This window comes from Paenibacillus montaniterrae (assembly GCF_018403185.1).
Taxonomy (GTDB): Bacteria; Bacillota; Bacilli; order Paenibacillales; family Paenibacillaceae; genus Pristimantibacillus; species Pristimantibacillus montaniterrae.
In genome coordinates this window covers 113,826-134,973 of the sequence record NZ_BOSE01000008.1, presented here as the reverse complement: position 1 = coordinate 134,973, position 21,148 = coordinate 113,826, and the positions used below count along the sequence as shown (strand labels likewise).

The following is a 21,148-nucleotide window of genomic DNA, read 5'->3' as shown; positions in this document are numbered from 1 at the left end:
AGTGATGGGGGATAAGCGTAATGAAAAATAAACAAATTGTGTTTACTGCTCCTTGGAAAGTAGAACTTCTGGTAGATGAGTTGTCTTATAACCCCCCGGTGCTCCGACCAGGGCAAGCGCTTGTAAAAAAACGGTATACGCTGATCAGTCCGGGAACAGAGCTAGCCTGTCTTTCTGGTGGAGAAGGCTGGTTCAGCATGCCGGGAATTCCCGGGTATGCCGCTGTTAGTGAAGTTGTGGCATTGGGAGAGGAGACAGCAGGGATTGCTGTTGGTGATCTTATATTTCACTATGGCAAGCATTGCTTATATGAAGTGGTTCCAACCTCAGGGGTGTTCCTTAAAGCTCCTGCAAATATGGACCTGCGATTAATCCCCTTTACTCGCTTGGCAACTGTAGCGATGACAGCCATCAGGGTGTCCCAAATTGAACTGGGCGACACGATAGCCGTGACCGGGCTAGGCTTGGTCGGCAACATGGCCTCGCAATTGGCAAAGCTGCAGGGAGCGAATGTAATTGGAATCGATCTGTCGGAAGAAAGGCTAAAGCTCGCTGGACAATGCGGACTCTATCTTGGATTGTCTGCAGCGGACGGCGATGTGGTTTCGCAAATTCGCAAGGCTACTAGCGGAGTTGGCGTTTCCACGTTGATCGAGGCCACTGGCGTCCCTAAGGTAGCGGTTGATAGTTTGCCGATGATTGCTCAATTTGGAGAACTAATCTTTCTCGGTAGTCCTCGTGGAGAATATACAGTCAATGTTACCGATGTTTTCAACTATAGTCATTTGATTGGCAAAGGGGCAATTACCTTTAAGGGCGCTCACGAGTGGCGGTATCCGCTGGAGCCGGACAACTATGTCAAGCATTCACTGGTTAGAAACTCCAACGTGGTTCTCGAACTGATAAGTAATAACAGACTGGTGATTGAGCCATTAATCAGCCATATTATGAAACCCGAGGAGGCTGCCGTCGCATACGAGGGCCTTCGTCTTCATAAGGATCGCTATCATGGCGTATTGTTCGACTGGTCCGAATAATTGACCGGGGCATATCGCCATTGCTATGCTACATTTATAATGTTGGAGGGATGCTTCATGAAGCGAGGGATAAGTCGAGCAGGAATTGGCGTTGTTAAGGATACAAGTGAGTTTGTGCAGCTTGCTTCACAATTCAAGTTTCAAGCTATTGAAGAGGATGGCGGTCGGATTGTTGACTGGATCAAGCGAACTAGCCTGGACGATGCCGGGGAGATGCTGCGTCATTCAGGAATCGAGATTGGAGCGATCGGCTTGCCTGTGCAGTGGCGGGAATCAGACGATCGATTTCAAGCTGATCTGCCTCTATTAAAGCAGCAGGCACAAGCCGCAGCTGTTTTAGGCTGCAAAGTATGCTGCACATATGTGCTGCCTTCAGTCAATGATCTGCCAGCTCATTTTTTAATAGCCGCGAGCAAAAGGCTAAGGCTATGTGCTGATATTCTCAATGCTTATGGCATGTCGCTGGCGTTGGAGTTCGTTGGCCCTCATCATCTTCGCCAATCTTGCGATTACCCGTTTCTCTGGGAAATAGGCCATTTTCTCGACTGGATTCAGCTGTTGGATCGGCCGAATATCGGACTGCTGCTTGATTGCTATCATTGGCATACAACTGAAGCTGATCTTGGCCTTATTCGGAAGCTGGAAGCCAAGCAAATTGTTCATGTTCATATTAACGACGCCAAGCCGCTTCCTGCACATGAATTGCTTGACTTTGACCGCCTATATCCAGGGGAAGGAAGCATTGATGTGACAGGATTTCTGCTGGCATTGCAGGACATCGGCTACATGGGGGTAGTTGCCCAGGAGGTGCTGACAGCAGCACAGCCAAGCGAGTCGTCTTATGCTTTGTGGGAACGAAGCCGCCAGGCATTTGACCGCGTATGGCCGCATTGATTGTAGCTTGAGATTAAGCTTTGGCAATAGGGATGACAACATGATACCGCCAGTTAGTTGCGATACGTTATCGTACTAGCTGGTGGTTTTTCTATATTTAAATGCGCTAAAGAGGTAAAAATATTACCGAAGCCGTAATGATATTCCATTGTTGAGGGGATTTCGCAAAACCTATAATGGGTACATATCAAGGAGGTGAACATGTTATTGAGTAAAAATCAATTAAGAGATAATGTAGCGGGATATTTATTTGTCGCACCGATGCTGCTTGGCAGCGCTGTGCTGATTCTTTTCCCGATTGTTGCTTCCTTTATTTTAAGCATGACCGATTGGAATTTTGTAACCGGACTAGCAGGGGCAAATTTTGTAGGCTTGGACAATTTCGCGGCGCTGTTTAGTGATTCAGTGTTTTTGAAAGGGCTTACCAACAATTTTATTTTGCTATTAGTTGTTCCGATTGGGCTGTTCCTGTCGCTCATTCTTGCGGTAGTGATCAATAAAGGGGTTTATTTTAAGGATACGTTCAAAGTCATTTATTTTATGCCTTATATTTCAAGTACGGTTGCGATCGCTTTAGTTTTTCAGGTGCTGTTCCATCCTACGCAAGGGCCAATAAACCAAACCTTAATGGCGCTTGGCATAGAAAATGTTCCTGGATGGATTGCGAGTACGGATTGGGCACTCGTTTCCGTGATGTTGATTATCATTTGGACACAGATTGGTTTTCAGGTCATTTTATATATTGCTGCGCTGCAAAATATTCCGCCGCAATTGTATGAAGCGGCAGAGGTAGATGGAGCGTCCATGTGGTACAAATTCAAAAACATTACCGTGCCGCTGGTGACGCCAACCACCTTTCTGCTGCTTATTCAAGGAATAGTGTCGACCTTCAAGGTGTTCGATTTAATCATCGTGCTAACAGAAGGCGGGCCGGCAAATTCATCAACGATACCGGTGCTGTATATGTACCAGCAAGCGTTCGAGGAATTGAAAACGGGCTACGCTTCGGCAATTTCAGTAATTCTGTTCCTTATTCTAGTTGTCATTACGTTCTTGCAATGGATGGGGCAGAAGAAATGGGTAAATTATTAGAAAGGAGGGGGATAGGTGGAGTCAGCATTTAAAAGAATACATTGGCCTAAATTGCTGGCAACGATTTTGTTCGCAATCGTCGGCCTCATTTTCATAATGCCATTTTTATGGATGATTTCAGCGTCCTTTAAATTAGAATCAGATGTACTCAAGTTTCCGATTGAGTGGATTCCGTCCACATGGAACGCTGTAGAAAACTATAACGAGGTTTGGTTCGGGGCAAAATCGTTTGCCTTGTATTACTGGAATTCGATCAAAATATCGGTGTTTACGACCATTGTATCATCTGTGTTTTCATGCTTTGCTGCATATGCCTTTGCCAAAATTAATTTCAAGGGCAGGGACTTGCTTTTCCTGGTCGTACTATCGACGTATATGATTCCACCGCAAGCGATTGTTATTCCGCAATATTTGATTTATTCTTCAAGCGGCTTAATCGATTCACATTTGGGCTTAATTTTGCTGAACAGCTTTAGTGCCTTCGGTACGTTTATGCTGAGACAGTTTTTTGTATCGGTCCATGACGAAGTGATTGAGTCGGCGAGAATGGATGGCGCTGGCCATATTCGCACGTTTTTCAGCATTGCGCTGCCATTAATTAAACCGGCGATTGCTACCTATGCGATTTTAAGATTTATTTGGACTTGGAACGATTATCAGAATCCACTTATCTTCTTGCGTTCAGATTCACTGTATACGATTCAAATTGGCATTAAGCAGTTTGCTGATGCGCACGGGTCTATTTTTTCGTTAATGATGGCCGCTGCTGTATCCGCGATTGTTCCTTTGCTCATTGTATTTATTATTGGTCAGAAGCAGGTTATAGAAGGGATAGCGCTAGGTGGCGTCAAAGGCTAAGCCCGACTTTGATGACGATGTAGTTGCGTTGTAGCGGATTCGACGGCGAATATGTCACGCTACCGAGGGCTCCGGTGCTCACGTAGTAGGTATCTACGCTGCGCTCCTCGCCCTCTAGTATCGTGCCATCTTCTTGGTCCTGAAAGCCGGGCTTTAGCGGGGGTTTGATGACGATGTGGCTTCTCTGTAGCGGATTCGACGGCGAATCTTGAACGCTAGCGAAAACTGCGGTGCTCACGTAGCTTTTGCCTACGCTGCGCTCCTCGTTTTCTACTAGCGTCCAAGCTTCTTGGTCCTGAAAGCCGGGCTTTGGCGGGGGGTTGATGACGATGTAGTTGCGTTGTAGCGGATTCGACGGCGAATATGTCACGCTACCGAGGGCTCCGGTGCTCACGTAGGTCTATCTACGCTGCGCTCCTCGCCTTCTAGTATCGTGCCATCTTCTTGGTCCTGAAAGCCGGGATTTGGTAGGGGCTTTGAATGTATGTGATAAAAATATATAGGGGGATTATTATGAGAAAGAAATGGCTGGTCACTTTAATGTCTGTTATGCTGGTAAGCAGCCTTGTACTGGCTGCTTGCGGCAAGGATACGGCTTCTGAGAATGGGAAGGATGCAGAAGCTGAGGATACTGTAACTTTAAACTTGTATACTTGGATTAATGAAGAAAACGGCTCCTGGGAAAAAACGATTGCAGCCTATGAAGAGGCGAATCCAGGCGTGAAGATTAATGTCAATGCGCTGGTTGAAAATATGGATGCGCGCGACTACTTGAAAAAGCTTGATTTGCTTGCGGCATCCGGGGATAAACTAGACTTGATTATGTTTTCCAGCTCAGAGGATTTGGCGAAGCGTATTTCCGCTGGGATGGTTGATCCGCTAAATGCTTATCTTGACGAGGAAGGCGTTAATGCAGAAGAAATTTATAATATGGGTGTAACTCCAGCTGATGAAAACGGCACTTACTATGCGCTTCCGATGAAATACAATACGTACTTGATTATGATGAACAAGGATCATTTGGATGAAGCAGGATTGGCGGTACCGACGGATTGGACATGGGATGACTACAAAGCCTATGCCAAACAGTTAACGACTGATCAGCGCTATGGCTCTTATCTTCATACATGGTCAACGATTTATGATACTTTAAAGCTATTTAGCAAGGGCGACGAAAGTTTGTTGATTAAAGCAGACGGTTCATCTAATATGGAAGATCCAGCTGTAGAAGCTTCGCTGCAATTGCGTTATGAGTTAGAGCGTGTCGATCAGTCCTCTGAGCCGTATGCCAACATCGTTTCGCAAAAGCTGAATTATCGCCAGCAATTTTTCACTGAAAAGGCAAGTATGGTTCCGATCCCAAGCTATATGGTTACGGAATGGGGCGGCTTCACTCCGGAATTTACAATTGCATGGGCTCCATGGCCCAAGGATAAAGCGGATGATGAACAATATCGTTTCGCATCTGCCGATATGATTGCGCTTGGTAAAAATTCCGAGCATAAAGAAGAAGCTTACAAATTTATGAGATGGATGTCAACGGAAGGCATGCTTGTGCAAAATAAAGCGATTCCAGCCTGGAAGCAAACAGATGTGAAAGAAGTGCTGAACAATCTGGTAGCGACAACTGCGAATCCAGCTGCGGTTGATGTCGAATCACTCACCTATGTACTTGAGACTGGCGAGGAAGCGAAGCAATTCCTACCTGCAGGCTATATGACCGAAGTATATAATGCTTATAAAGCAGAGGTTGAGAAGTATTTGTTAGGTGAACAGGAACTGGATGCAACCATGAAAAATGCTACAGATGCCGTACAAAAAGTAATTGATCGCAATAAATAATGAATAGAGGATAACAGAGAGAGCGAAGCCTCTCTCTTTATCCATTTTAGCGGGCGAAAGGGAAAGAACGTGATGAGGCAATGAAAAAATTGATGCAAGCATTGAATAACCGATCTTTGAGGGCGCGACTTATTCTTTCCTCCGTTCTATGTATCCTTTTGCCTTTAATTTTATCGTTTATTTTAATGAATAAGCTCGTACAAGACGAGCTGGTGCAGCTATCCGTATCACAGTCGGAGGATACGTTGGAAGTGCTGGATATTCAGCTGTCCGATTATTTCGATAACCTGCTGTATTTGTCCAATTATATACAATTCAACGAGCCGATTAAAGCGATTTTAAACCGCAATATTGAACGCTCAGAGAAAGGCTTAACGACGCGAGAGTCGAATGCGCTTGATGACATTGAAATATCGAGAAATTTAGAAGGGCTGACCAATCTACTGGTCCCCTCCTATTTAGCGATTGTACTTGATCATGGCTATACCTATACGAATTACCCGAATCTTAAACGCGGAGACATGAGCTGGCAGGAGCTTTATGCTGATATTATTGACAGCTCCAATTACGGTATTCACTGGATTGGCGTTCATCCCAATTATATTGAGGCGGAGAAGGAGCAATTTCCTTATCTAATTTCCATTGCCGGTGTGGTGAAGCTTACTGAAAAGCACAAGGCGCTGCAGATGATCAGCATTCATGAAGAGAAGATTCGATCACTGCTCAATGATCGCGCCTTCGATGCGCAGCAAGAAATTATGCTCGTTGATGCGAATGGCAAGGTGCTGTCTCATAATAAGCAGGAGCTGATTGAACAAGACTTTCCATACTATGAAACCATGCAGCAAGCCGGAGGCTATCATGTGGTGCAAGCTCATCAGAAGGACTACTTGATGGTCAGCCATCCATTTGCCTATGGCGATTGGAGCCTGGTTAGTCTCGTTCCCCAGAAAACGGCGGTTGGCAATATTCAGAAGGTGATGGGAAATACCTTGTTCATCCTGCTGTTCTTTTTCTTGCTGTTCTTGATCCTGTTAGTGCTGCTTGTCAGTTTGCTGACAAAGCCGCTCAAGTCATTGAATAAGGTTATTAAGCAAGTAAAGCTGGGTAATTTAAATGTTCGGTCAGGCGTAAAGGGAAGAGGGGACATCGAGCAATTAGGCCACTCTTTGGATACGATGATGGATACGATTGAACAAATGATCGAGCAAATTAAAGCAGTCGAAAAAAGCAAGCGGAAAGCAGAGCTGGAAATGCTGCAGGCGCAAATTAACCCGCACTTTCTGTTCAATACGCTTAATTCCTTAAGGCTGAACATCTCGATGAATGGAGATCAAGCAAGCTCAAAGGTGATTCAATCTTTAACGTTATTGCTAAGAATGACCTTTAACCGAAAAAATGAGCTTGTCCCGTTGAAAATGGAAATCGAGGTCATCCGGCACTATTTAAGATTAATGAATTTCAAAAGCAATTCCAGCATTGAATTAGCCGAGGATTTGGAGCCGAGCACTTTGGACTTCGAGGTGCCGTGCTTTTTCCTTCAGCCGTTAATTGAAAATTCCATCCTGCACGGATTTGATGAGAAAAGCGGGACGATTACTATCACCTCAAAAATGGAGGGGGATGGCGTGCGGATTTCGGTAGCGGATAATGGCAAAGGATTAACGCCGGATCAGCTGCAGCAATTGCAAGCTGAACTCCAGCTGACAGACTCCTTCGAGGCAGAGAATCGAAATCAATCCTCCTTTACCGGAATCGGGATTGGCAATGTGTATCAACGGATGCATCTGATTTATGGCTATAAATTTCAAATGAATATCGAAAATCTATCATCGGGCGGAACCCAAATTACATTTTATATTCCAGGGAATCAGGAGGGATAGCACATGTATAAAATTATGCTCGTTGATGATGATTACCTCGTGCTAGAGTATTTAAGAAAAATGATTCCGTGGGCAGATTTGGGCTTCCAGGTAGTGGGGCTATGCGAGGACGGCCAGCAAGCGCTAACGATGATGAGCGATACGAATCCAGATGTCATTATGACGGATATCGGAATGCCTAAAAAAGACGGAATTACTCTGATTAAAGAGGCAATCGCGATCAATCCAAAGGTGAAATCGGTTTTTTTAACCTGCTATGATGATTTCGGCTACGCCCAGACAGCGATACGCTTGAATTCATTTGACTATATTTTAAAGGAGACGTTTGATCCTGAAAGTATTACGCAAATGATGCTGCGCTTAAAAGAAGAGCTGGATAAGGAAGCAGCCAGTCATAACATTCTAAATAATATGAAGTTTTTTATTAAAGAGAATTTAACCGTCCTAAGAAGCAAGCTGCTGGAGCGACTAATAACGGGCGATGCCAAGGCGATTTCCGCATGGTTAAAAAAGCATGAGCATGAGCTGGAGTTAAATTCGACCTATAAAAATTGCATGCCAATTCTATCGTTCATCGACGATTACGAGCAGCTTCTAAAGACGCGATATTCGGAGGATGCTCTAAAATTTGCCATCGACAATGTGATTGCTGAGACGTTGAGCCGATCAGGAACAGGGTTTTGTTTATTTTATAAGGAAGATACCTTTTTTATTTTCTACGCGCGCGAGGCCTTTATTGCTGAAGGAGAAATCCAGCAAGCGATCAAGGAAATCCATATGAATTTGCGCAAGTTTCTAAAACTAACGATTACTTCAATTATAGGAAGCAATTGCACATTTCCTGACGGCTTAACCGGTGAATTAAATGCAATGCTCGCATACTCCGCGCAAAGATTTTATTTGGAGCCCGGGTCAATCCTTGAACAGAAGCAGATAAGCTTTTCAGCAGAATACCCTCTCTTGCATGCGATGGATTCGATTCAAGCGCTTAAACGGCTCATTCTGCAGGAGGATTTGCATGGCTTGGATGCCTGGGTACAAAGCTGGACGAGCACGATTTCTAAGCATCAGTATGAGCCTGATATGGTCAAGCAATGGGTGCGCGATCTTTTGTTCGAGGTGGATAAAATGATTCGGTCGCTGCAGCATGCCGAGCTGGAATCAACGGAATCTGTAGTCCATCGTTCAATTGCCGAAGCGAAAACAGTGAAGCAATTGGCGGAATGGCTAGCTGACAGCCTGCACAAAGCGGTTGCAAAAATAAAGGACGTTCATGATTTGCCGAAAAAAGAGGAAATCATTAAAGCGCAAAAGTATGTGCTTTTGAATTTGGATAAAAAAATTACGCTAGGGGATGTCGCAGCGCATCTGCATTTAAATCCGAGCTATTTTAGCAGAATCTTTAAACAGCATGCGCAAATGAATTTCATTGATTACGTCAACCAGATGAAAATAGAGGAAGCAAAAAAGCTTATCGATAATACGAATGAGAGTATCGAAAAAATTGCGGACAAGCTCGGCTTCGAGGATAAAGGCTATTTTATAAAGGTGTTCAAAAAGTATTTTGGTGCGTCGCCAATGGAGTATAAGCGCGGGAGCCGTGAACCATAAGCAAGGTTATTATTAATGCCGCTATGAGAAGAAAAGGGGAGAGGTTTTCATGTTATTTCCAATCAACACTGCAACTCGAAGTGTCATTGATTTGAGCGGGGTTTGGGAGTTTAAGCTGGATAACGGTACAGGCTTTGAGGAGCAATGGTATCGTACGAGATTAACCGATACGATTCCAATGGCTGTGCCTGCTTCCTATAACGATATTGGTGTTAAACAGGAAATTCATAGTCATGTCGGTTGGGTATGGTACGAGAAGGAGATAAGCATCCCTACTGTGCTGCAAAGCGAACGAATTGTGCTTCGTTTTGGTTCAGCGACACATTTGGCTAAAGTGTATTTGAATGGCGCTTTTTCGATCGAGCATAAAGGAGGATTTTTACCCTTTGAAGTGCTGGTCAATGATTATATTGAACATAACAAGCTGAGAATTACGGTTGCCTTGAACAATATTTTAGATGATTCTACTTTGCCGATCGGGATTTATCAGGAAGAGGAGGTTGCAGGTCTAGGAAAAGTTGTTCGCAATTTGCCGAACTTTGATTTCTTCAACTATGCCGGGCTGCAGCGGCCGATCAAGCTTTATACTACGCCAAAAACATTTATTAAGGATGTCGTTATTACAGCGGATTATAAAGGAGCAAGCGCTGTTGTAGATTACGCGATTGATACGGCTGGTGACACTGCTGCGATTAAGGTAACCGTAATGGATGAAGCAGGGAATGAGGTTGTAAGCGGAGCGGGTTCCAAGGGCCGACTTGAGTTCGACAACGTTCAATTATGGGAGCCGTTAAATGCTTATTTATATACGCTGAAGGTTGAGCTATTACGCGATGGACAAGTCGTTGATGTATATGAGGAGCCTTTTGGCGTTCGTACAGTAGAGGTAAGAGACGGGAAATTTCTAATTAACGGAAAGCCATTTTACTTTAAAGGATTCGGCAAGCATGAGGATTCCCCTATTCACGGACGCGGCTTTGCAGAGGCGGTAAATATTATCGATTTTAACCTAATGAAATGGATCGGCGCCAATTCGTTCCGCACATCCCATTACCCTTATTCGGAAGAGTTAATGCGGCTTGCCGACAGAGAGGGTATCGTCGTCATTAATGAAACGCCGGCAGTAGGCGTGCATTTTAATTTCCATGCTACGGGAGCCATTGCCAAGGAGGATAGCACCTGGGCAAGAGTAAAAACGTTTGAGCATCATCAGGATGTGCTAATGGATATGGTTGCACGCGACAAAAACCATCCGTGCGTTGTCATGTGGTCGATAGCCAACGAAGCTGCAACGGAAGAGGAAGGCGCGTATGAGTATTTCAAGCCGCTAGTCGATTTGACGAAGAAAATCGATCCGCAGTCAAGGCCGGTCATGATTGTAACCTATATCGGTTCAAGTCCGGAGCAGGATAAAATAGCTGAAATCGTAGATGTGCTGGGATTAAATCGTTACTATGGCTGGTATGAATATAGCGGTGATCTGGAAGTGGCAAAAGTTATGCTTAAGGCCGAGCTGGACGCTTGGGTGAAGCGTTGCCCTGGAAAGCCGATGATTATGACGGAATATGGTGCTGATACGATCGCTGGCTTCCATGAAGTGAATCCGGTCTTGTTTACTGAGGAATTTCAAAGCGAATATTTGCGCGTCAATCACGAAGTATTTGATGGCATTGATAGCTTTGTGGGCGAGCATGTTTGGAACTTTGCAGATTTTGCGACAAGCCAGCATATTCGCCGGGTTAATGGCAATAAAAAGGGTGTGTTTACCCGTGATCGCAAACCGAAGGCTGCAGCTCACTACTTAAGGAAGCGTTGGACGGCTATTCCGGATTACGGCTATAAACCGTTGCAGTAGGTAAGGGGAACAGGACTCGTCAGCTTTTACCCTAGAACTTTCTAGCCTGATACGGAAGTCCCACGCCATCTTCGCAGTAGCTATTAAATTATATAAAAACATTGCCCAGTTGTAGTTGCAGGAGCGATAGAAATTCGTAAGCCGATCTCGAATTTCCAGAATTCAGTAAATTATTCCTATTTTATCAACTACCTATCAATACTATAATGGTCACTGATGAACGAGAAGCAGGTCGCTCGTTCAGATTTCATTGCTGTGATGTTTATATGTTGATAAGGAGTGTTAGAATTGCAAATTTTTGTGAAAAGGTTGACGCTTTACACCGTCATGCTGGCGTTGTTGGCGCTGCCGCTGCTAGGGCTGGGCGTTAGCCAGGCAGAGGCTGCGGGACAATTTCAAATTTTGAACTCAAATTACGAGCTGGTCGACTCGAAAATGAAGGTGACAGTCGATGTGCGCAATGATGGCGCCAGTCAGGTCGGCGGCGCCGTTGCGATTGGTTTGGATGGACAGGGGAACAGGATTGAAGTAAAAGGCAAGACGGAATTTATCATGCGCGACAAAACCGCAGTATTAGAAATTATGTTGGACAGCGGTTCAAGCATTAAATCGGTTGAGGTGCAGCCGATCGGCAACAAATCCTACCTTGCACTGCTGGCATCAGGCAGCCGCGCAAATGGTGATTATTTGGAAGTGACGGGCGTTGTTGAAAACGGCGGCTCCAGTCAGGTTGCCGGTATGGTGGCTTACGGACTTGATAAGGCTGGTCGCACGGTAGAAGTGAAGGCTGCGAACGCCTACCTTGCAAACCATTCAAGCGGCAGCTTCAATATTCAATTGAAGCATAAGGATTTGATTGATTCGGTTAAGGTGGAGACGACAGGAGAAGCCAAAGTCATTACGCTGCTCGGGCACGGAGTCGCATCTGCCGCTGGCAAAGTAACCGCAACGGCAAGCGTTGAAAACGGTGGCTCGAGCCGTACGATCGGAGTAGTCTTTGAGGGCTACGACAAAAATGGGAAGCTGATCGAGACAAGGACTGCGCAAGGCTATTTGGCGAGACAGAATGTTGGGAATTTTGATGTCACGTTTAAAGCCGGCGCTCAGGTTGCAAGCGTTAAGGCGTTTGCTACCGGCAAGGCTACAGATCTGGAGCTGCTTTCTACTGGTTCTCGCTTGACGGACGGCAAATGGCTAGTTACCTCTGCGCTTGAGAACGGCGGCTCAAGCAAAACTGCTGGAGTTGTCGTTTATGGCTTTGATGCGGGAGGGAAATTAATAGAGGTTAGAGCAAGCAGTCAATATTCGGCGCATCAACATGTCGGCACCTTTGAAACGACGCTGCAGGCAGGCTCTAGCGTCAAAAAGGTGAGGGCGCTGGCCGCTGGAGGCTATCAAAACCCTAAAGGCTGGGGCTACGGGATGTACCAGCTTAACGGCAAAAGCTACATTACCGGAGCTGTTACGAACGGCAGCAAAGGACAAACGTTCACTGTTAAGGTTACTCCTTATAATTCGGCAGGCAAGTCGATGTCTGTAAAGACGTCCCAGCAGTATGTCGCTAGCGGCTCGACCGCTTCGTTCCAGCTGACACTGGACTCGGGCACAGCTTCTGCCAAAATGACCGTATACGATGGGAGCGGCAATGTGATCAGCATGCCAAATGTATCAGGTATTGATGTTGAAATCGATGGTGTGCCGCAGTCGTATGAACAGCCGCCAGTAATGGTGAACGGCAGTGTTCTCGTCCCGATGCGCGGCATTTTTGAAGCGCTTGGCAGTGAGGTCAAGTGGAATGGCTCCACGCGCACCGTCACCTCCGAGAAGAATGGTGTGGTCATCAAATTGACGATAGATTCCAAAATCGCTACTATTGGCGGGAAAAAGACCGAGCTGAACACTGCGCCTAAAGTGATCAATCAAGCGACGATGGTTCCGATCCGCTTTGTTAGTGAAGCGCTTGGAGCTGATGTGAAGTGGGATTCAGCGACAAGCACGGTACGTATCACGACCAAATAAGTCTGCAGCATCGTGCTAATATTTAAGGTGAAGAGGGAGGCATCCATCTGCCTCTCTTTTTTGTACCGCTCAACAGCTGTGCAAGCACAATATTGACAGCGGTTGATTTACCGATTATGATATTCACATACTACGTGGTATGTTTTTGTGATGAAATAGCATTAAGGTTGAAGCGAGGTGATGCAGTTGTCAGTTAAGGAGAAAGTTTTCGCAGCGGCAGAGCAGCTGGCAATGTCGAAAGCTTTTGATCAAATTACATTTGCTGAGGTAGCGCAAGCAGCTGGCGTTCATTGGACTGCTGTTCGCAGACATTTTGGCAGCAAGGAAGCGATGCGGCAATGGTTTAAAGAGAAGCAAGCGGATCAGCATGCGTTTGACCAAGCCGATACAAGATCGCGAGTCATCCTGGCTGCCGAAGCTGTTTTTGCAGTGCAGGGCTATGCCAATTCATCCTTGGATAAGGTGGCCGAGCATGCAGGTTTAAGCAAAGGCGCTGTCTACTGGCATTTTTCAAGCAAGCAGGATTTATTTTTGAATGTGCTGGAAAGAGCCTATGAACGGCAAATTCGCATGCTGCCGGCACAGATGGAACACATACTGGCGGCAGCCGATCCAATGGCTGAGCTCGTTGTATGGCTAGAGCAGCAATTTCTGTGCCTCGAGGATGGAGATGAGCGCTCCAAGCTGTTTCTGCAATTTTTAGTGTCTGGGCAGGAGCCTGAAATACAGCAGAAGCTTCAGCTGCTGCATACAGCATTTTTAGATAAGGTCGGGGGCTTTTTACAGCAACTGCAGCAGCGAGGGTTTCTCTCGGATGACATCCGTCCGCGTGCATTAGCGGCGATGCTTGATTCGTTGTTAAAGGGAGTTCTTATTGAATGGCTGATCGACCCTGATCCGCAAGCCTTGCGAATGCTGATTGAGACGGTTTCCAGAACGTTGTGGAAAGGAGTAGCAGTCAAGTGAAGGAGGACTGCTGCTTTCATTTGCTTCTAACATACTGATTAGTATGTGATTCGCATAACTGATGTATAAGGATTGGGGATGGAGCGCTTGCTGAGGAGGAATATTAAAATGATCGTTTTTATGGGGATTGCCACACTGCTAGTTATGCTTTTCTGGTACAATCAGTTTAAATTTTGGCAGTTCGAGAAGAAGTATCCGCCTGCTGGACAGTTTGTAACGGTGGAAGGGGTTAAGCTGCATTATATAAGCAAAGGAACAGGGCAGCCTGTTGTATTTCTGCACGGTGGCGTACTAAGCGCAAATGATTTTGCTGAAGTGATGGAGCTGGCAGCTGCTGAGGGCTATCAGGCGATTGCTTTTGATCGGCCTGGCTATGGATACAGCGAACGGCCTGCAGATGAGGACGTTACCCCAAAAACGCAAGCAAGACTGCTGCATCAAGCGTTACATGCACTGGAGATTGAAAAGCCGATATTAGTCGGCCATTCCTGGAGCGGTTTGCTTGTGCTTACCTATGCGCTGGAATATCCCGAGCATATTTCTGGGGTTGTAACATTAGGCGGCGGCATGTACCCGGAGGGATATCCTGCGGAAAAAGGCGATCCGATTTCTACACTGGTCACAACGCCAATCGTAGGAGATGCTGTGATGAATTTGCTGCTTGGCGTCGTGGGGCCGGTAATGGCAGATCGCACGTTAGACGAAACCTTCAAGCCTGAACAGGCTTCGGAGGCTTACCGTCTGGCCACGCACAGCTACTGGCTGCGACCTTCTCAATTTAAGGCAAACAGAGAGGATGTGCTGGCTTTTGTCCCTGCTGCAAAGGAAATGATGGATCAATATCATACAATTAAGCAGCCGCTAGCTATTGTTGTAGGTGTAAATGATCCATTTGAAACGAAGCAGCACAGCTATCGTTTGCATAAGGAGGTACCGGATTCAACGCTTATCGAGCTGGAGAATGCCGCCCATATGCTGCCGCAGCTGCATCCGCAAGCGGTCTTGCAAGCGATCGAAGCTTTGGTGCTGAAAGAACCTTCTGAACGGTGATATGCTGCAATTTGATGTGCTACAATGATTGAAGAATATACGCCTGTACCAGAAGTTTAACGAAGTTGGGATGTGGTGAACATGCAGCATTACCGTCCTTTGCAGCCTCCAGTCATTCGACATCAGAAGCCATTTGAGTTCGGCTTTCACTATCGGGAATATTCGCCCCGCAGCTTGCTTGCACCCTATGTCTCCTGCTACTGGACAATATCCAGCTGTCATTCAGCTTTATCCGACAACCGCATTATACCGGATGGCTGTGTAGATATTATTATTGAATGGAAAGCTGACGGCACACCCAATCATGCGTTTGCTGCCGGGTTAATGACTTCCTGCGCAACGACTCAGGTTTCACGGCAAAGCTCGTTTTTAGGGATACGGCTTTATGTGGAGCATGCGCATATCTTTTTGGGGTCTCATGTTTCTCAGCTTAAGGATCAAGTATCGCTTGATCATATTTGGGGGCGGGAAGCTGGACATTTTTTAGAGCAGCTTGCTGGCTGCAGCGGAATCGTTGAACAAATTGCACAGATTGAAGCAATATTAATGGCGATACTAAGCAGCAATGAGGCTGCTTTGAATCCAGTCCTGCATACTGGCATGCAATATATTTACGACAGTTGCGGCATGCTGTCAATTCGCGCGCTTGCGGAGCAGCTTTGTTATAGTGAACGAAATTTGCGAAGGGTATTTATAAGCGAAATTGGTGCAAGCCCGAAGGAAATTTCCAGCATCATTCGCTTTCAATATTTGTTAAGAGAGCTGCAGCAAGGCGAGCGAGCTGCGCTTGCTCACATTGCCGCCCAATACGGTTATTATGATCAATCCCATTTTAATAAGCATTTCAAGCGCTATTACGGCTTGGCGCCCAGCCAAGTGTTTGGATAAAGCTGTCCGATTTTTACAATCATGATAATGAGACTTGCGGTAGAATGCAGATGTAACGCTAGTAAACGGCAGGAGGAATGAACAATGAAGCCACGTATTACCGTACTCACATTGGGAGTCGATGATTTGCAGCGGTCGCTCACATTTTATCGCGATGGATTGGGGCTGCCAACCGAAGGAATAATCGGTCAAGAGTTTGAGCATGGGGCTGTTGCTTTTTTCGATTTGCAGGCTGGTGTAAAGCTGGCGATTTGGAGTCGTCGGGATTTGGCTCATGAGGCCAAGGTTCCGTTAGTAGCGCCAAGCTCTACCGAAATGACAATCGGCCACAATGTAGCAAGTAAAGCAGAAGTGGACGAGGTCATCGAGCAAGCACGCAAGGCAGGGGCGGTTATTACGGATCCGCCGCATGATACGTTTTGGGGCGGCTATTCAGGTCATTTCCTCGATCCGGATGGTCACTTATGGGAAGTCGTCTGGAACCCGGCATGGGAATTCGAGGTTTAAGCTTGGGCAGTGCGAGCTGTTGTTCCATGACGCGGCTAAAGCGCTGGTGGATCTGCTGCCTCATGCTGAGCATCAGCTGCTGCCAGGACAGGATCATTCGGCAGTCGTTATGGCACCTCATGTATTGGCGAAAGTGATCTGTCCTCACTAAGCATTTAAAGACAGGAAGATACGGTTATCGGTGACTACAATACAGATAGGAGGAGTGATCAGAATGTCATGGGTTGAGTCTTTACAGAAGGCGATTGACTATATTGAGCAGCATTTGCTGGAGGAGATATCGATTGAACAAATTGCCCAGCAAGCCAATTCATCGCCGTTTCATTTCCAGCGAACGTTTGCCATACTTACAGATATGACGGTTGGGGAATATATTCGCAATCGGCGCTTGACGCTGGCTGCTCAAGAGCTGTCTCACTCGGACTGCAAAATTATCGATATCGCGCTCAAATATGGCTACGACACTCCCGAAGCCTTCACGAAAGCATTTCGCAAGCAGCACGGCATTACGCCTAGCGAAGCGCGAAGCTGCACAGGCAGGCTGCAATCCTATAACCGCCTGGCTATTCAGGTGAGTCTGAAAGGAGTCGAACCGATGAAGTACAGTATTATGCAGAAGGAAGCATTTCAGGTCGTGGGAGTAAAGCGGGAATTTTCCTATGAGAACGAGGAGCAGCATCAAGGAATTGCTCTGTTTTGGCGCGATGTTCATGCCGATGGTACCAATGATCGACTATGTGCATTGAATGACGGTGAGCTTAAAGGAGTTTTAGGCATTTGTATTGACAGCGGGAAAGCTAAGCCGAAAATGATGGATTATTGGATTGCCACGGCTCATCAAGGTGAAGTGCCGGAAGGATTGCTCAGCGTGGAAATTCCAGCGTCAACCTGGGCGATATTTGAGGTGCATGGCGCCATGCCTGATGCGATGCCGAAGGTATGGAAGCAAATATTTTCAGAATGGTTTCCTTCAAGCGGCTACGAGTATGCAGGAACGCCAGAGCTGGAGGTTTACCCCAACGATAATCCGTACAGCCCGAACTATTACTCCGAAATCTGGATTCCCGTTAAAAAGAAATAACGGCATAGAAGCTCAAAAAGCACGCTGAACAGGCGTGTTTTTTTCGTTATGATAGCAAGCTGTTGCTGTAACTTCAGCCATTTGATGCAGCATGCCAGGCGAATAATAAAAAAACAGTTTACATACATACTGTATGTATGTTAAATTTGAGTCATTCAAATGAGAGGGGTTTTGGTCATGAAGCCATCCAGTTTTTATCCAGTTATTTTAACGGAGCGAGTAGCAGAGACTGCCGCATTTTACGTGGAGCATTTCAGATTTGAAAAAGTATTTGAAGCGGATTGGTATGTCAGTCTTAAATTAGCTGGTGCGGAACAATCGTTTGAGCTAGCCGTGCTCGATGCCACACACGCTACAATTCCCAATGGCTACAACAGGAACGTGCAGGGGCTAATCCTTAATTTCGAGGTGGAGGATGTCGATGCCGAGTATGAACGGCTGGTTCGTCGCAGCAAGCTGCCTTTGCAGCTCGACATTCGCAGTGAGGATTTTGGGCAGCGGCATTTTATTGTATCGGACCCTAACGGCGTACTTATTGATGTAATTACGGTCATTCCGCCGTCACAGGAGTACAGCAATCAGTATGCTGAGGAAATTTGGAAGCAGGAGAGCTGAGAATGGGAACGTATACGCCATTAAAGCATTATTTCGCAGGCGAGTTGGCAGAGCGGCTTGCTAAGCTAATTGAGCCAGTCTATCCTGACTTCCCGACGCACAGCTTTGTACAAGCAGTTGCAGAGAGGGCTCGGCCGCTGGAGCTAAAGGGGCGCGTTCAGCTTATAGCTGAGCATTTATGTCAGGCGATTCATCAAGAGTATCCTGAACAGCTGCGCATTCTGCTAAGCATCATAGGGCCGGAGATGGAGAAGGAGGAGGGGATGTTTACCGAGGGGTATTTCCTAATGCCAATCGCCTATTTCGTGGAGCATTATGGGCTGGAGCATTTTGAGCTTTCAATGGCAGCATTGTATGAAATTACGAAGCGCCATACCTCGGAATATGCGATTCGTCCCTACCTGCTTCGCTATCCAGCAGAAAGCATTGAGCAATTAAATGCTTGGACCAGCGATGCTAATGCTCATGTGCGGCGGCTTGTTAGCGAAGGAACTCGTCCGCGCCTGCCATGGGCCAAGCGAATCGATGCCATTTGCGGCGATCCGCTTGTCAATCTTGCTTTGCTGGAGCGTTTGCTAACTGATCGGTCGGCCTATGTGCGCAAGTCTGTCGCTAACCATTTGAACGATTTGACGAAGGATTTCAAAGACGTCACAATAGAATGGATGGACAAGCAGCTGGAGTCTGGAAGGCTTCAGGATGCAGGGCTAGTGCGACGAGCGCTAAGGACGCTGGTCAAATCCAATGATCCAGCTGCGCTGGATTTAATAGACAGAATGATGAAGTAGAAAATACGAATGGAGAAGCATATCGGTTATGAGAAGAGGCAAGGAAGAGACAACCGAAACGATTCGCCAGCTAGTCGATATCGCCAGAACACATTTTACGGAATACGGTTATGCGGATACGGCATTGGAGTCGATCGTGCAAGCAGCGAATCTAACCCGCGGCGCGCTGTACCATCATTTTCGAAATAAGAAGGAATTGTTTCGTAGCGTGCTGGAGGGCGTGCAGAGGGAGGTTGCTGACAAAGTTGAGCAAGCGGCCTCGACTAGCGAAGATGTATGGCAGCAGCTCTATTTGGGCTGTCGCGCATTTGTGATGGCGGCAGTTGAGGAGCGCAATAAACGGATTATGCTCGTAGACGGCCCAGCGATTTTAGGCTGGGAGGAGTGGAGAGCAATGGACCAGCGGCACTCGATGCGGCTTTTGCGCGCTCAGCTGCAAACGATGCAGGAGCAGGGCTGCTTGCGCCAAGCTCCACTTGAGGTAACGACCTACTTTATTTCTGGCGGCTTAAATGAAATGGCGCTTTGGCTAGCCAGGGAATCGCTGAACGAACATGCGCTGGACGAAGCGATGAACGCGTTGAGCATGTTTCTCGAGGGCTTCAAGCAAAGCTCGGCGTAGTGCTTAACAGTGGCATCCTGCAGAAATTGAGCAGCCTTTGCAGGGTGCGGGCTTTAGCTAAATGCTAACCTATACGAATAGAAAATTAGCACACATAAAAAAGTGGCTTCTGTAAAAGGGAAGCCACTTTTTGCTTTATAGCTAAATAGCTGTAAGGATTAATAAGAAAGGACTATGGCTGGCATATTCATTGGGAAGACAGGGCACTGTAATGGTCAACAGCGAAGCTGAACATTACCTTCAGCATGAACAACGATCCAATTGCCAGCATATATGGCTGGATCGCAGGCAGCATCGGCATGCAGCCAAGACCAAACGCCAATAGCAGGCCAGCTGTTACTAACTGCAACTGCTTGCCGTTCAAGGCATTAACGATAAAAGCGGCAGCGATCGTGTACGCCCATATGATCAGCGCATTGACGATATCGCTGGAAAGCAGCAGCGCGATTAGGATGAGATGGACATGAACGGAGATAAAAAGGATACGATGCCGCTTTCTCGCTGCATAATAATGGCTTGTTGATGCAGTGAAATTTGCAATACAGCCGCAAAAAACATCAAACATAAGCAGCAAAGCCAACGCACAGCGCCATAATGGCAAGGCTGCTGTCATCTCGGGAAAAACGAAATACAGCAGCGCCGTCAGCACGCCGCCAAATAGCAAAATGATAGCAATAACGCCACGCGATTGCCTTTCACCGAATAGTTCATGCAAATAAGAAGGAATTTGAAGCTGCTTCATTTCCATACACTCCCATCATTTCAACTTACGAAGCTTTAGTTTTATAGTTTTATAGTGAAATAGTAAAAATACTATAAAACTATTATAAATAATAATACGCTCTCTTACAATGTTTTATACTCGATTGATTGAAATACTCCAAAACCTTCGTTACACTACAAATGAGGTGAGTTTCGTGGACGGTTTCGAACGAAGAAAGCAAAAAAAAGCTGCACAAATATTCAATGCAGCAGCAGATCTGTTTTTCAAATTCGGCTATCAAAAGATTAGTGTAAACGATATTGCCTATCAAGCGAGAGTGTCGGCTGCAACAATCTATAACTATTTTGGCACGAAGGAGCAGCTTTACACGGATACGCTCTTTTATTGGATGGACCAACAGCTGCATCAATACGAGCAAATTCTCAATTCTGAGCTGACATTTCCAGAAAAAACAAAGGAAATTATGCTGCTGGAAGCCAAAAATTTAAGGAAGCTATCCGATGAGCTGCCACAGCTTTCATCTCATGAGCTAAGTGGAATGATGCAAAAGATGGAAAGCTACACGGAGCAGAAAATCGCACATTTTTTTAGAAAATTTGTTGCGTTGGGGAAGCAAGAGGGCTATATCAATCAGGCTCAAGCCGAAGCCGTGACAATGCGCTACTTTATGATGTTTCAACGTGAGCTTAGCAGCTATTGGCGGGAGGCCAACCAGGAACCAGCGGCCAATCAGCAAATTGATCAAATGCTTGAGCTGTTTTTTTATGGACTGGTAGGAGCAAAAGAGCGGAGCTAGAGCTTGATGCCGCTCCTAGC

At 46.3% G+C, this 21,148-nt stretch carries 19 protein-coding genes; 18 read left to right on the top strand and 1 reads right to left on the bottom strand.

Annotation, left to right across the window (positions count from 1 at the left end):
* Positions 1 to 20: 20 nt before the first annotated feature.
* From KJS52_RS19480 to KJS52_RS19395, 17 genes are all read left to right on the top strand, one after another.
* Positions 21 to 1,037 (top strand): zinc-dependent alcohol dehydrogenase, encoded by a 1,017-nt coding sequence (locus KJS52_RS19480; protein WP_213518531.1) that lies wholly within the window; start codon positions 21 to 23, stop codon positions 1,035 to 1,037.
* A gap of 57 nt (positions 1,038 to 1,094) precedes the next feature.
* Entirely contained in the window at positions 1,095 to 1,931 is an 837-nt protein-coding gene (locus tag KJS52_RS19475; protein ID WP_213518529.1) for a sugar phosphate isomerase/epimerase family protein, read from the top strand.
* A 201-nt stretch (positions 1,932 to 2,132) separates the two neighbouring features.
* Complete coding sequence (locus tag KJS52_RS19470; protein ID WP_213518527.1) at positions 2,133 to 3,023, top strand: carbohydrate ABC transporter permease; 891 nt, start codon at positions 2,133 to 2,135, stop codon at positions 3,021 to 3,023.
* Between the two features lie 15 nt (positions 3,024 to 3,038).
* Complete coding sequence (locus tag KJS52_RS19465) at positions 3,039 to 3,881, top strand: carbohydrate ABC transporter permease (protein WP_246563771.1); 843 nt, start codon at positions 3,039 to 3,041, stop codon at positions 3,879 to 3,881.
* Between the two features lie 513 nt (positions 3,882 to 4,394).
* Positions 4,395 to 5,723: an ABC transporter substrate-binding protein gene (locus KJS52_RS19460; protein WP_213518525.1), complete on the top strand. Its 1,329-nt coding sequence runs from the start codon at positions 4,395 to 4,397 to the stop codon at positions 5,721 to 5,723.
* A gap of 185 nt (positions 5,724 to 5,908) precedes the next feature.
* Positions 5,909 to 7,606 (top strand): sensor histidine kinase, encoded by a 1,698-nt coding sequence (locus KJS52_RS19455; protein ID WP_213518523.1) that lies wholly within the window; start codon positions 5,909 to 5,911, stop codon positions 7,604 to 7,606.
* A 3-nt stretch (positions 7,607 to 7,609) separates the two neighbouring features.
* Entirely contained in the window at positions 7,610 to 9,217 is a 1,608-nt protein-coding gene (locus tag KJS52_RS19450; RefSeq protein ID WP_213518521.1) for a response regulator transcription factor, read from the top strand.
* Between the two features lie 49 nt (positions 9,218 to 9,266).
* Entirely contained in the window at positions 9,267 to 11,072 is a 1,806-nt protein-coding gene (uidA, locus tag KJS52_RS19445; protein ID WP_213518519.1) for a beta-glucuronidase, read from the top strand.
* 288 nt (positions 11,073 to 11,360) lie between these two features.
* Entirely contained in the window at positions 11,361 to 13,091 is a 1,731-nt protein-coding gene (locus KJS52_RS19440) for a copper amine oxidase N-terminal domain-containing protein (protein WP_213518517.1), read from the top strand.
* Between the two features lie 180 nt (positions 13,092 to 13,271).
* The gene (locus KJS52_RS19435) at positions 13,272 to 14,057 is read left to right on the top strand and encodes a TetR/AcrR family transcriptional regulator (RefSeq protein WP_281425655.1); all 786 of its coding nucleotides are present in this window, start codon (positions 13,272 to 13,274) and stop codon (positions 14,055 to 14,057) included.
* A 108-nt stretch (positions 14,058 to 14,165) separates the two neighbouring features.
* Entirely contained in the window at positions 14,166 to 15,107 is a 942-nt protein-coding gene (locus KJS52_RS19430; protein ID WP_246563769.1) for an alpha/beta fold hydrolase, read from the top strand.
* Between the two features lie 81 nt (positions 15,108 to 15,188).
* Positions 15,189 to 15,995: an AraC family transcriptional regulator gene (locus tag KJS52_RS19425; protein ID WP_213518511.1), complete on the top strand. Its 807-nt coding sequence runs from the start codon at positions 15,189 to 15,191 to the stop codon at positions 15,993 to 15,995.
* An 84-nt stretch (positions 15,996 to 16,079) separates the two neighbouring features.
* Entirely contained in the window at positions 16,080 to 16,502 is a 423-nt protein-coding gene (locus KJS52_RS19420; protein ID WP_213518509.1) for a VOC family protein, read from the top strand.
* A gap of 214 nt (positions 16,503 to 16,716) precedes the next feature.
* Complete coding sequence (locus tag KJS52_RS19410) at positions 16,717 to 17,583, top strand: AraC family transcriptional regulator (RefSeq protein WP_213518507.1); 867 nt, start codon at positions 16,717 to 16,719, stop codon at positions 17,581 to 17,583.
* A gap of 177 nt (positions 17,584 to 17,760) precedes the next feature.
* The gene (locus KJS52_RS19405; protein ID WP_213518506.1) at positions 17,761 to 18,198 is read left to right on the top strand and encodes a VOC family protein; all 438 of its coding nucleotides are present in this window, start codon (positions 17,761 to 17,763) and stop codon (positions 18,196 to 18,198) included.
* 2 nt (positions 18,199 to 18,200) lie between these two features.
* Positions 18,201 to 18,986: a DNA alkylation repair protein gene (locus KJS52_RS19400; RefSeq protein WP_213518504.1), complete on the top strand. Its 786-nt coding sequence runs from the start codon at positions 18,201 to 18,203 to the stop codon at positions 18,984 to 18,986.
* Positions 18,987 to 19,014: 28 nt separating this feature from the next.
* Positions 19,015 to 19,608 (top strand): TetR/AcrR family transcriptional regulator, encoded by a 594-nt coding sequence (locus KJS52_RS19395; protein ID WP_213518502.1) that lies wholly within the window; start codon positions 19,015 to 19,017, stop codon positions 19,606 to 19,608.
* 187 nt (positions 19,609 to 19,795) lie between these two features.
* Here the strand turns inward: KJS52_RS19395 and KJS52_RS19390 are convergent, their stop codons facing one another.
* A complete protein-coding gene (locus KJS52_RS19390; RefSeq protein WP_213518500.1) occupies positions 19,796 to 20,350 on the bottom strand; it encodes a hypothetical protein in 555 nt (184 codons plus the stop codon).
* 175 nt (positions 20,351 to 20,525) lie between these two features.
* Here KJS52_RS19390 and KJS52_RS19385 point away from each other — a divergent pair, with 175 nt between their 5' ends.
* Positions 20,526 to 21,128: a TetR/AcrR family transcriptional regulator gene (locus KJS52_RS19385; RefSeq protein ID WP_213518498.1), complete on the top strand. Its 603-nt coding sequence runs from the start codon at positions 20,526 to 20,528 to the stop codon at positions 21,126 to 21,128.
* The last annotated feature ends 20 nt before the right edge of the window (positions 21,129 to 21,148 follow it).